Annotated in this window: 14 protein-coding genes; 8 read left to right on the forward strand and 6 right to left on the reverse strand. The window is 59.1% G+C overall.

Annotated features, from left to right (window positions below; translation table 11 throughout):
* Positions 1-47: 47 nt before the first annotated feature.
* The 3 genes from yrbN to mtr all read left to right on the forward strand — a co-directional run bounded on the left by yrbN (position 48) and on the right by mtr (position 3495).
* The gene (yrbN, locus tag AC1M2H_RS02890) at positions 48-128 is read left to right on the forward strand and encodes a protein YrbN (RefSeq protein WP_115191791.1); all 81 of its coding nucleotides are present in this window, start codon (positions 48-50) and stop codon (positions 126-128) included.
* Complete coding sequence (locus AC1M2H_RS02895) at positions 121-2109, forward strand: DEAD/DEAH family ATP-dependent RNA helicase (RefSeq protein ID WP_480150202.1); 1989 nt, start codon at positions 121-123, stop codon at positions 2107-2109. Before yrbN ends, AC1M2H_RS02895 begins: the two co-directional genes overlap by 8 nt.
* Before the next feature lie 141 nt (positions 2110-2250).
* Positions 2251-3495, forward strand: coding sequence for a tryptophan permease (gene mtr, locus AC1M2H_RS02900; RefSeq protein ID WP_480150203.1), 1245 nt, complete (start codon positions 2251-2253; stop codon positions 3493-3495).
* 53 nt (positions 3496-3548) lie between these two features.
* On the opposite strand, the gene AC1M2H_RS02905 is transcribed toward mtr, so the two are convergent.
* The 3 genes from AC1M2H_RS02905 to ubiU all read right to left on the reverse strand — a co-directional run bounded on the left by AC1M2H_RS02905 (position 3549) and on the right by ubiU (position 6582).
* A complete protein-coding gene (locus AC1M2H_RS02905; RefSeq protein ID WP_480150204.1) occupies positions 3549-4556 on the reverse strand; it encodes a luciferase-like monooxygenase in 1008 nt (335 codons plus the stop codon).
* 143 nt (positions 4557-4699) lie between these two features.
* Positions 4700-5578, reverse strand: coding sequence for a U32 family peptidase (locus AC1M2H_RS02910; RefSeq protein WP_480150205.1), 879 nt, complete (start codon positions 5576-5578; stop codon positions 4700-4702).
* Between the two features lie 8 nt (positions 5579-5586).
* Complete coding sequence (gene ubiU / locus AC1M2H_RS02915; RefSeq protein WP_045856633.1) at positions 5587-6582, reverse strand: ubiquinone anaerobic biosynthesis protein UbiU; 996 nt, start codon at positions 6580-6582, stop codon at positions 5587-5589.
* A 221-nt stretch (positions 6583-6803) separates the two neighbouring features.
* Here ubiU and ubiT point away from each other — a divergent pair, with 221 nt between their 5' ends.
* Positions 6804-7328: a ubiquinone anaerobic biosynthesis accessory factor UbiT gene (ubiT, locus tag AC1M2H_RS02920; RefSeq protein WP_480150206.1), complete on the forward strand. Its 525-nt coding sequence runs from the start codon at positions 6804-6806 to the stop codon at positions 7326-7328.
* A complete protein-coding gene (locus tag AC1M2H_RS02925) occupies positions 7322-7825 on the forward strand; it encodes a GNAT family N-acetyltransferase (RefSeq protein WP_480150207.1) in 504 nt (167 codons plus the stop codon). Before ubiT ends, AC1M2H_RS02925 begins: the two co-directional genes overlap by 7 nt.
* Here the strand turns inward: AC1M2H_RS02925 and AC1M2H_RS02930 are convergent.
* Positions 7812-8096, reverse strand: coding sequence for a GIY-YIG nuclease family protein (locus AC1M2H_RS02930; protein WP_480150208.1), 285 nt, complete (start codon positions 8094-8096; stop codon positions 7812-7814). The genes AC1M2H_RS02925 and AC1M2H_RS02930 overlap by 14 nt on opposite strands.
* Before the next feature lie 55 nt (positions 8097-8151).
* Here AC1M2H_RS02930 and AC1M2H_RS02935 point away from each other — a divergent pair, with 55 nt between their 5' ends.
* The 3 genes from AC1M2H_RS02935 to AC1M2H_RS02945 all read left to right on the forward strand — a co-directional run bounded on the left by AC1M2H_RS02935 (position 8152) and on the right by AC1M2H_RS02945 (position 10411).
* Positions 8152-8589 (forward strand): YhbP family protein, encoded by a 438-nt coding sequence (locus tag AC1M2H_RS02935; protein ID WP_480150209.1) that lies wholly within the window; start codon positions 8152-8154, stop codon positions 8587-8589.
* 91 nt (positions 8590-8680) lie between these two features.
* On the forward strand, positions 8681-9325 hold the full coding sequence (locus tag AC1M2H_RS02940; protein WP_480150210.1) for an NAD(P)H-binding protein: 645 nt from the start codon (positions 8681-8683) through the stop codon (positions 9323-9325).
* A 45-nt stretch (positions 9326-9370) separates the two neighbouring features.
* The gene (locus AC1M2H_RS02945) at positions 9371-10411 is read left to right on the forward strand and encodes a permease (RefSeq protein ID WP_480150211.1); all 1041 of its coding nucleotides are present in this window, start codon (positions 9371-9373) and stop codon (positions 10409-10411) included.
* Positions 10412-10461: 50 nt separating this feature from the next.
* Here the strand turns inward: AC1M2H_RS02945 and dolP are convergent, their stop codons facing one another.
* Positions 10462-11037, reverse strand: a complete 576-nt coding sequence (gene dolP / locus AC1M2H_RS02950) for a division/outer membrane stress-associated lipid-binding lipoprotein (protein WP_480150212.1) — start codon at positions 11035-11037, stop codon at positions 10462-10464.
* Positions 11038-11046: 9 nt separating this feature from the next.
* Positions 11047-11637, reverse strand: coding sequence for a DnaA initiator-associating protein DiaA (diaA, locus tag AC1M2H_RS02955; protein WP_041147373.1), 591 nt, complete (start codon positions 11635-11637; stop codon positions 11047-11049).
* Positions 11638-11650: the final 13 nt, after the last annotated feature.

The following is an 11650-nucleotide window of genomic DNA, read 5'->3' on the forward strand; positions in this document are numbered from 1 at the left end:
GTTGTTGTTCGTTAATACATCTACTTTGAGCCGGTTCACACTTTTCAATGAAAATTACTGTAAATTTTCACGTTGAGTTATGTAGACTGGCCGCCATTAATTTTGAGGCACACGTACTACATGGCTGAATTCGAAACCACTTTTGCAGATCTGGGCCTGAAGGCTCCTATCCTTGAAGCCCTTAACGATCTGGGTTACGAAAAACCATCTCCGATCCAGGCTGAGTGCATTCCGCACCTGCTGGGCGGCCGCGACGTTCTGGGCATGGCTCAGACGGGCAGCGGTAAAACCGCAGCGTTCTCTTTACCGCTGCTGAACAATCTTGATCCTGAGCTCAAAGCGCCGCAGATTCTGGTGCTGGCGCCGACCCGCGAACTGGCGGTACAGGTTGCTGAAGCGATGACGGAATTCTCTAAACATATGCGCGGCGTAAACGTGGTAGCCCTTTACGGCGGCCAGCGTTATGACGTGCAGCTGCGTGCTCTGCGCCAGGGACCACAAATTGTTGTCGGTACCCCGGGTCGTCTGCTTGACCACCTGAAGCGCGGTACTCTGGATCTCTCTAAGCTGAGCGGTCTGGTGCTGGATGAAGCTGACGAAATGCTGCGCATGGGCTTCATCGAAGACGTAGAAACGATTATGGCGCAGATCCCGGAAGGTCATCAGACCGCCCTGTTCTCTGCCACTATGCCGGAAGCGATCCGTCGTATTACCCGCCGCTTTATGAAAGAGCCGCAGGAAGTGCGCATCCAGTCCAGCGTAACCACTCGCCCGGACATCAGCCAGAGCTACTGGACTGCTTACGGTATGCGTAAAAACGAAGCGCTGGTGCGTTTCCTGGAAGCGGAAGATTTTGATGCGGCGATTATCTTCGTGCGTACCAAAAACGCGACCCTGGAAGTGGCTGAAGCGCTGGAGCGTAGCGGCTATAACAGCGCCGCGCTGAACGGCGATATGAACCAGTCCCTGCGTGAGCAGACTCTGGAGCGTCTGAAAGACGGTCGTCTGGACATCCTGATCGCGACCGACGTTGCGGCCCGCGGCCTTGACGTTGAGCGTATCAGCCTGGTTGTTAACTACGACATCCCGATGGACTCCGAGTCTTACGTTCACCGTATTGGCCGTACCGGTCGTGCGGGTCGCGCAGGTCGCGCGCTGCTGTTCGTTGAGAACCGCGAACGCCGTCTGCTGCGTAACATCGAACGCACCATGAAGCTGACCATTCCGGAAGTCGAGCTGCCGAACGCAGAGCTGCTGGGCAAACGCCGTCTGGAAAAATTTGCCGCTAAAGTTCAGCAGCAGCTAGAAAGCAGCGATCTGGATCAGTACCGCGCTCTGCTGACGAACATCAAGCCGTCCGCTGAAGGCGAAGAACTGGATATCGAAACTCTGGCCGCCGCGCTGCTGAAAATGGCCCAGGGCGAACGTCCTCTGATCCTGCCGCCGGATGCGCCGATGCGTCCTAAGCGCGAATTCCGCGATCGCGACGATCGTTTCGAACGCCGTGGCGATCGTAACGACCGCGGCCCGCGCGGTGACCGTGCGGAACGCGGCGGGGAAGATCGTCCTAAGCGCGAGCGTCGTGACGTTGGCGATATGGAACTGTATCGTATTGAAGTGGGCCGCGATGACGGCGTCGAAGTTCGTCACATCGTTGGCGCTATCGCTAACGAAGGCGACATCAGCAGCCGTTACATCGGCAACATCAAGCTGTTCGGTACCCACTCAACGATCGAGCTGCCGAAAGGCATGCCGGGCGAAGTGCTGCAGCACTTTACTCGTACCCGTATCCTGAACAAGCCGATGAACATGCAGCTGATGGGCGATGCCCAGCCGCGCCCTGAGCGCCGCGGCGGCGAGCGTCGTGAAGGCGGCCGTGGTTTCGGTGAACGTCGTGAAGGCGGTCGCGGTTTCGGCGGTGAGCGTCGCGAAGGCGGCCGTGGTGATGGTCGTCGTTTCAGCAGCGAACGTGCGCCGCGTCGTGAAGGTCATGCTCCGCGCCGTGATGATTCCGCGCCGCGCCGCGAAGATTCCGCGCCGCGCCGCGAAGATTCCGCCCCGCGTCGTGACGACTCTTCAAGCCGTCGTCGTTTCGGTGGTGATGTGTAATTAGCGTCCGCTAGCGTAAAGTAAATGATACAGCCCCGATCTTAACGATTGGGGCTTTTTTTATTTCATTCGTACTCGTGTACTGGTACAGTGCTGCACGCTAACGATGAGCAAAGTATTATTGACTGGAGATTACGCTAAATGGCGACACTAACCACTACGGCATCGCGCCCGGCCTTATTTGGCGGCGTGGTGATTATCGGCGGAACTATTATTGGCGCGGGCATGTTCTCGCTGCCGGTGGTCATGTCCGGCGCGTGGTTCTTCTGGTCGCTGGCGGCGCTGGTTTTCACCTGGTTCTGCATGCTGCATTCCGGGCTGATGATTCTGGAAGCCAACCTGAATTACCGCATTGGTTCCAGCTTCGATACCATCACCAAAGATCTGCTCGGCAGGGGCTGGAACCTGATTAACGGCGTGTCGATTGCCTTCGTGCTCTATATCCTTACCTACGCCTACATCTCGGCCAGCGGCTCCATACTGCACCATACCTTTGCTGAAATGTCGCTTAACGTTCCGGCGCGGGCGGCAGGATTTGGCTTTGCCCTGCTGGTGGCGTTTGTCGTCTGGCTGAGCACCAAAGCGGTAAGCCGAATGACGGCGATTGTCCTGGGGGCGAAGGTCATTACGTTCTTCCTGACCTTCGGGAGCCTGCTGGGGCACGTACAGCCGATGACGTTGTTTAACGTTGCCGAACAAAACGCATCCTATATGCCGTACCTGCTGATGACCCTGCCGTTCTGCCTGGCATCCTTCGGCTATCACGGCAACGTCCCGAGCCTGATGAAGTACTACGGCAAAGATCCCCGCACCATTACGCGCTGCCTGGTTTACGGCACGCTGCTGGCGCTGGGGCTGTACGTTGTCTGGCTGCTGGTGACGATGGGCAATATCCCGCGCGCGGAGTTTATCGGCATCGCGCAGAAGGGCGGCAACATTGATGTGCTGGTGCAGGCGCTGAGCGGCGTGCTGAACAGCCGCAGTCTGGATCTGCTGCTGGTGGTGTTCTCAAACTTTGCGGTCGCCAGCTCGTTCCTTGGCGTGACGCTGGGGCTGTTTGACTATCTGGCGGATCTGTTCGGTTTTGATGATTCTGCGCTGGGGCGCTTTAAGACCGCGATCCTGACCTTCGTCCCGCCGGTTATCGGCGGCCTGCTGTGGCCGAACGGCTTCCTGTACGCCATCGGCTATGCCGGGCTGGCGGCAACAGTCTGGGCGGCAATCGTTCCGGCTCTGCTGGCCCGCGCATCGCGTAAACGCTTCGGTAGCCCACAATTCCGCGTTTGGGGCGGAAAGCCGATGATTGCGCTGATCCTGCTGTTCGGTGTCGGCAACGTGGTTGTGCACTTCTTATCGAGTTTTAACCTACTGCCGGTTTATCAATAAATTCGTCAGCTTCCCGGCTGGGGCTACGCTCATCCGGGAAGCTGTGGCAGATGTTAACCCAATAATTCCTCTTTCACCTGCATCGCCAGCTCAAACGAGTGCAGGCGCGCCTGATGATCGAAAATCTGGCCGTTCACCATCAGCTCGTCGGCCTGGGTTTCGCGCAATATCGACTCCAGACCGTGACGTACCTTCGCTTTATCCCCCACCAGAGACATGCTCAGCGCCTGCTGGACGCCGTATTGCTCGGAGGCGGACCACAGCTGGTGCATATTCTCCACTGGCGGCGGCAGCTGGCCGGTTTCGCCGCGGCGTAGCTTAGCGAAAGCCTGCTGCATTGAGGTGAACAGGAACTCCGCATCGCGATTGCTGTCGGCGGCAACAATATTGATGCAGACCATCGCGTACGGCTTCTCCAGCCGCGCGGAGGGCTTGAAATGGGTGCGGTAGAGGTGCAGGGCCTGGAACAGCATATCCGGCGCAAAGTGCGACGCGAAGGCGAACGGCAGGCCGAGCTGCGCGGCCAGCTGGGCGCCGTAGAGGCTGGAGCCCAGCAGCCATACCGGGATCTGCTCCCCGTAGCCGGGCACCGGGCGCACGTGCGGGTTCGGATCGCGGGCGTCGAACCAGTCAACCAGCTCTGCGACATCGCGCGGGAAGTTATCGACGTCGCCGCTCATATGACGGCGCAGTGCGCGCATGGTGGGCTGATCGCTGCCCGGGGCGCGGCCAAGACCGAGGTCGATACGCCCGGGATAGAGGGTATTCAGGGTGCCAAACTGTTCGGCAATCACCAGCGGCGAGTGGTTGGGCAGCATCACGCCGCCGGAACCGAGGCGCAGGGTGCGGGTGTTAGCCGCCAGATAGCCGATCAGCACCGACGTCGCGGCGCTGGCGATACCGACCATATTATGGTGCTCCGCCAGCCAGTAGCGGTGATAGCCGCGTTTTTCAGCCAGCAGCGCCAGGTCTAACGAGTGGGAGAAGGCTTCTTTCGCCGAAGAACCCTGCGGGATCGGCGCCAGATCGAGCACCGAGAATTGAACGGATTTGTCAGTCATAAAGGCTCACTTTGCTACAGCATCGTCATCAGATTGAAGGTCTTCTTCCAGCCTGGCGCATTTGGGACGCGCCGGCCAGAAAAGCTGCGGCTTCAATAGTGCATTAAAAAGCGGCGATAGCGATTAACAAAGCGAGCGGTTTATCAGTTCTGTAATTCCAGCCCGGCCAGCCGCTTCCAGTAACCATTGCACTCGCTGTTGGCGGTGAGCGGCAGCGGCGAGGCGCCGTTTTCGTTGGCCCGGAAGGCGTCGAGCATGGCAAAGACGCCGTTATCCAGCGGCGACAGGCGAACCATATCGACCAGGCCGCGCATCGACGCCAGTTCGTTACCGAGGTTATAGACGTATCCGCTCATGGTCTGAATACCGTTGAGCACGAACACCTGCTGGTTTTCCTGCGACAGCACGTTGCGGCCGTTGGGGTACTTGATGCAGCAGGTTTCACACTCATCCTTCGGCCTGTCTTCCGAGCGGGCGGTAAAGCAGCGCGCGGAGTAGGCCAGCGGCAGATGGCCGTAGCTCAGCACCTCAACCTCGAACCGCTCGCGGATCCCCAGCTCCTCACACTGCGTCAACAGGTTCATCAGCCAGTCGCGGGAAAGCTCGACCGGCATGCACCAGCGCACCATTCCCTGCCTGAGCAGCAGACGCAGGGTTACGGCGTTATAGCAGTTGAGCGCGTGGCCGGCGACAAACGGCAGCTTACGCTCAGCGCACATATTGACGACGCCCAGATCGCTGGCCTCAATCAAAAACTCGCCGTTCTCGACGTAGCGTTTTAGCTCTCCCAGCTCAGAGGAGGCCTGAACCAGGGCGAGGGTCGAGAGGACCACCTGCTTACCGCCGGCGGCCAGCATTTTCGCCATATCGATCCAGTCGCCGACTTTGGTCGCGCGGCGCTTGCTGCACACCGCTTCGCCGAGATAAATCGTGTCGGCGCTACAGCTTGCCGCCTGCTGGTAAAAGTCTTCCAGCGTCTCTTTTGGCCAGTAGTACAGCACCGGCCCTAATGAATATTTCATCACGTTTCTCACTGCCATTTACGGTGATATGCGCCAAGGGTGGTTTGCGTCCCCTCGGACATTGCGCCGAGAGTCTCCATCCATGCGGATTGTGGGACAAAATCCTGCGGAGAGGCCTTGCAGCGATCGATGGCCTGACGCCAGACCTTCGCTACCTGGGTGACGTAGGCCGGGCTGCGCTGGCGGCCCTCAATTTTCACCGAGGCGATATTCGCCGCCATCAGCTCCGGCAGCAGCTCAAGGGTATTCAGGCTGGTGGGCTCTTCCAGCGCATGGTAGCGTTCGCCGTCCACCAAATAGCGGCCTTTGCACAGGGTGGGGTAGCCGGCGTTCTCACCGTCCTGATAGCGGTCAATCAGGACTTCGTTAAGGCGCGACTCCAGGCCCTGCGGCGTTTGCTGCCAGCGAACGAAGCGCGCGGGCGAACAGGCGCCGACGGTATTCGGCGACTCGCCGGTCAGGTACGAGGAGAGATAGCAGCGGCCTTCCGCCATGATGCAGAGGCTGCCGAAGGCGAAGACCTCCAGCGGGACCGGGGTAACGCGCGCCAGCTGCTTGACCTGGTGGATGGAGAGCACGCGCGGCAGCACCACGCGGGCGACGTCGAAATTGCGGTGGTAGAAGCGCACCGCCTCCTCGTTGGTCGCCGACGCCTGAACCGAAACGTGACGCTCAATATGCGGATAGCGCTCGGCGGCATATTCCAGCATGGCGATATCGGCGAGGATCAGGGCGTCGGCCCCCAGCTGGGCGGCCATATCCACCGCGCGCTGCCAGCGGGCGTAGCCGTCCGGGTGGGCGAAGGTGTTGATCGCAATATGCAGCTTGCGGCGATGCTGATGGACGAAGCTGACGGCTTCCTGCAGCTTCTTTTCGGTGAAATTAAGACCGGCAAAGTGGCGGGCGTTGGTATCATCTTTCAGCCCGATATACACGGCATCGGCACCGTTTTCGATGGCCGCCTTAAGCGCCGGGAGGTTACCGGCTGGGCAGAGCAGCTCCATAATTTTTCCTGCAAAACGCGGCCTGTCGGCGACGCTGAATGGTTAACGAGCAGGAATTTTAGTTAACCTTCTGGTGACAATTTTTGATTTGAGGCAGTTAAAAGCGTATTGGCGGCGCCAATAATAGGTACCCGTCATGGTGATTTTGTTGATTTACGCCGCTATGTTGTTTATTTGATATGGCACAATAGCGGAACTGTTGCTTTCATGGAGTAAAGCTTGTGTTGGATAAATTGCGTTCCCGGCTGGTCCACTTTGGTCCGTCTTTGATGAGCGTGCCGGTTAAGCTGGCGCCTTTTGCCCTCAAGCGCCAGGTGCTGGAGCAGGTGCTCAGCTGGCAGTTTCGTCAGGCGCTGGCGGATGGAGAACTGGATTTTCTCGAAGGCCGCTGGTTAAGTATTAATGTGCGCGATATTGGCCTGCTGTGGTATACCTCAGTAAACGAGGGTCGGCTGGTGGTTCGCCCGGCGGCAGAGGCGGACGTCAGCTTTAGCGCCGATGCCAGCGATCTGCTGATGATTGCGGCGCGTAAGCAGGACCCGGATACGCTATTCTTCCAGCGTCGGCTGGTTATCGAAGGCGATACCGAGCTGGGGCTATACGTAAAAAACCTGATGGATGCCATTGAGCTGGAGCAGATGCCGAAAGCGCTGCGCATAATGCTGCTGCAACTGGCGGATTTTGTTGAAGCTGGCTTAAGCCGCCCGCGGAAACCTGAACAGACATCGGTAGGTGAGGCATGCTGATTCGAGTTGAAATTGGAATTGATGCACCGGGAATCGACGCTTTGCTGCGCCGAACCTTCGACGGCGATGCCGAGGCGCAACTGGTGCATGATTTACGGGAAGATGGCCTGATCACGCTCGGCGTGGTGGCGACGGACGATGAAGGTCAGGTTATTGGCTACGTGGCTTTTAGCCCGGTCTCCGTTGAAGGCGAAGAGCTGCTGTGGGTTGGCATGGCGCCGCTGGCGGTAGACGAAAGCTACCGCGGCCAGGGGATTGGTCGTCAGCTGGTCTACGAAGGGCTGGATTCGCTGAATGAATTTAGCTATGCCGCGGTCGTGACCCTCGGCGATCCGGCGCTGTACGGCCGCCTGGGCTTTGAACCAGCCGCGCGCTTCGATCTGCGCTGCCGCTGGCCGGAGACCTCTGAGGCGTTTCAGGTACGTGCTCTGGCCGATGACGCGCTGGAAGGGGTACACGGGCTGGTTGAGTACAGCGACCACTTCAATCGCTTCTAAGGCTCGCCAGCAGGGCTTCAAACGAACCATCTCCGGCAACGAGGCGCTCCTTCTGGCGCTTCGTTAGCTGCTTGATACGATACTCCACCCTTAGCGCTAGTGAGTGTTCACCAACTTCCTGACTAAAGGCCAGCTGCAGCGCGCCTTTCCCACGTAGAGCTTTCGCTCCTTTGCCTTCCTGATGCTGACAAAAGCGGCGAGAGACGTCGGTGGTAATCCCGGTATAGAGGCGATTATCGGCGGTACGAATCAGATAGAGAAACCAGCGCACGGTCCAAAGGTCGGTATGTTAAGGTGTGTGCACCATAGCATACTGGAGAAAAAAGATGGATACGCTTGCCGCGATCGGCCGCTGGCTGGGCAAACAGCACGTCGTCACCTGGTGCGTCGCCAGCGAGGACGAGCTCTGGTGTGCCAACGCTTTCTACATTTATGATGCTGAAAAAGTAGCGTTTTACCTCCTTAGCGATGAAAAGACCCGCCACGGGAAAATGACCGGCGAGCGCGCGAAGACTGCCGGCACGGTAAACGGCCAGCCGAAAACCGTAGCGCTGATTCGCGGGGTGCAGTTTAAAGGCGATATTCGCCGACTCCATGGAGAAGAGGAGGCGATGATGCGCCAGCGCTACGTGAGGCGCTTCCCGGTTGCCCGCGCGCTGCCGGCGGCGGTCTGGGAGATCCGCCCCGACGAGATTAAGTTTACCGACAATACTCTCGGCTTCGGCAAGAAGCTGCACTGGCTGCGAGACGCCGCGAGCGAGTAATTCCCCCTGCAAGCGTGCAAATCCTCCCTTTTCTTGCATACTTTTTCTCAAGCTATCCGCCGCCCGTCGCGGCGGAACTTCAGGAGAGATCATGAGCCAGGTGCTGATAACAGGCGCGACCGGTTTGGTTGGTGGGCACTTACTTCGAATGCTGGTGCGCGAGCCAACCATTTCGGCGATAGCCGCGCCCACTCGCCGCCCGCTGGCGGAGACACAGGGCGTATTTAATCCTCATGACCCTCAGCTGAGCGACGCGCTGGCCCAGGTCGTCGATCCGATCGACACCGTTTTTTGCTGTCTGGGCACCACGCTACGCGAAGCGGGGAGCAAAGAGGCCTTTATTCATGCTGACTATACGCTGGTGGTGGATACGGCGCTGACCGGACTACGGCTGGGGGCAAAACATATGCTGGTCATTAGCGCCATGGGCGCCGACCCGCATTCGCTGTTTTTCTACAACCGCGTCAAAGGGGAAATGGAGCAGGCGCTGCGCGCCCAGGCGTGGCGGAATCTGACCATCCTTCGCCCCTCGATGCTGCTGGGGGAGCGGGATAAAAAGCGCGTGAATGAAGCGCTGATGGCGCCGCTGTTCCGCCTGCTGCCGGGGAACTGGAAGTCTATCGACGCCGGCGACGTCGCGCGGGCGATGCTCAGCGAAGCGCTCGCGCCCTCTCAGGAAGGCGTCACCGTGCTGCCATCGGCAAAACTGCGTGAAATTGCCGCCAGCGAGGCGTAGTATTCAGCGCTTCGCTTTTAACCACATTTCTTGCTGGGGAATGCTATGACTGGTCAGTCTTCATCTCAGGCGGCGCCATCTTTTCAATGGTGGAAGCCCGCGCTCTTTTTTCTCGTCGTCATCGTTGGTCTGTGGTTTGTCAAATGGCAGCCCTATTACGGTAAGGCCTTCACCGCTGCAGAAACGCACAGCATTGGTAAATCTATTCTGGCCCAGGCCGATAGCAATCCGCTAAAAGCCGCGTGGGACTACGCGCTGGTCTACTTCCTGGCGGTCTGGAAAGCGGCGGTGCTGGGCGTGCTGCTGGGGTCGCTGATTCAGGTGCTGATCCCGCGTAACTGGCTGCTGCGCACCCTCGGGCAATCGCGTTTTCGCGGCACGCTGCTGGGGGCGATTTTCTCTCTGCCCGGTATGATGTGCACCTGCTGCGCCGCGCCGGTGGCGGCGGGTATGCGTAAACAGCAGGTGTCGATGGGCGGCGCGCTGGCGTTCTGGATGGGTAATCCGTTGCTGAATCCGGCGACGCTGGTGTTTATGGGATTTGTGCTCGGCTGGCAGTTTGCCTTGATTCGTCTGGTGGCCGGCCTCGCGACCGTGCTGGTGGTGGCGACGCTGGTACAAAAATGGGTTAAAGAGGCCGCGACTCAGCCGGCGCCCGTGCCCGAATTTGCCCCGCAAACTGCCGAGAGCGGTTTCTTCAGCCGCTGGCTGCGGGCGCTGTGGACGCTGTTCTGGAACACGATCCCGGTCTATATTCTGGCGGTGCTGGCGCTGGGCGCCGCGCGCGTCTGGCTGTTCCCGCACGCCGACGGCGTGGTCGGCAACACCCTGTTCTGGGTCATTGCGATGGCGCTTGCCGGCTGCCTGTTCGTTATCCCGACGGCGGCGGAGATCCCTATCGTTCAAACCATGATGCTGGCGGGAATGGGCGTTGCGCCGGCGCTGGCTCTGCTGATCGCCCTGCCTGCGGTCAGCGTACCTTCGCTGATCATGCTGCATAAGGCGTTTCCGGCGAAGGCCCTTTGGCTTACCGGCGGGCTGGTAGCGCTGTGCAGTACGGTTGTTGGCGGGCTGGCGTTACTTTGATGGTTTTTCCGGGCGACAACGCTGAGAGTTTGTCGCCCGGGATGCGGAGCTTACTGGATATAGGTAAACGCGGTGGTGACGCGAGAAACGCCGCTGACCCGGCTGGCGATATCCGCCGCCGCGCGACCTTCGCGGTCGGTCACCAGCCCCATCAGGAACACTTCGCCATTCTCGGTCGTTACCTTCACGTTCGATGATTTAACCTGGTCCGTGCCCAGCAGCTGGGAGCGCACCTTGGTGGTAATCCAGGTATCCGAAGAGGCGGTCCCTAAGCCTATCGGCTGACCCTGACGCACTTCATTAAAGACTTCCGTGGTTCCTTCGACGCCCATCGCAATTTGCTTGGCGCGCGCGGAGAGATCGGCCACCGGAGACTGGCCGGTCAGCAGCACTTTGCCCTGGTAGGCGGTGACGTTAATGCGGGCCTGCTTCTTAATTTGTTCATCTTTCGACAACGCGCTGTTGACGCGTAGCTCAAGCGTACTGTCATCGACCTGTGTGCCAACCGTCCGCGGGTCCGTTGCGGCTTTGGTGCCGACTGCCGCCGTACCGACGACTGCTGCGGCAACGCATCCCTGAAGCAGCAGCGCAGAAAGAAGGATGGCGAGGGGCGAGAGAGCCTTCATGTGTTCTCCTTATTCGTCCTGGTGTGGAAAAAGCGTGTTATCAATCAAATCACACAGACAGTTGACGGTAAGCATATGCATTTCCTGAATACGCGCGCTGCGATGTGAAGGAATGCGAATCTCGACGTCCTGCTGACCCAGCAGGCCAGCCAGCTCACCGCCGTCATAGCCGGTTAACGCAACGATGGTCATATCGCGAGTGACGGCCGCTTCAACGGCTTTGACGATATCCCGACTATTGCCGCGGGTGGAGATCGCCAGCAGTACGTCGCCGGCGTGCCCAAGCGCGCGCACCTGCTTGGCGTAAACCTCGTCATGCAGGCGATCGTTAGCTATTGCCGTTAAGACCACATTATCGGTATTTAGTGCAATGGCGGGTAAACCAGGGCGCTCCGTTTCGAAACGATTGATCATGCTGGCAGCAAAATGCTGTGCGTTGGCGGCTGAGGTGCCGTTGCCACAACAGAGGATTTTGTTGCCGTTGAGGAGTGACTGCACGAGGGTCATCGCCGCGCGGGAGATGGCGTCCGGGAGTGCTTCCGCTGCTGCAATTTGGGTTTGAATGCTTTCAGTGAAGCAGGCTTTAATTCTATCGAGCACGGGATCCCTTAAA

Source organism: Klebsiella sp. F11, from assembly GCF_056712265.1.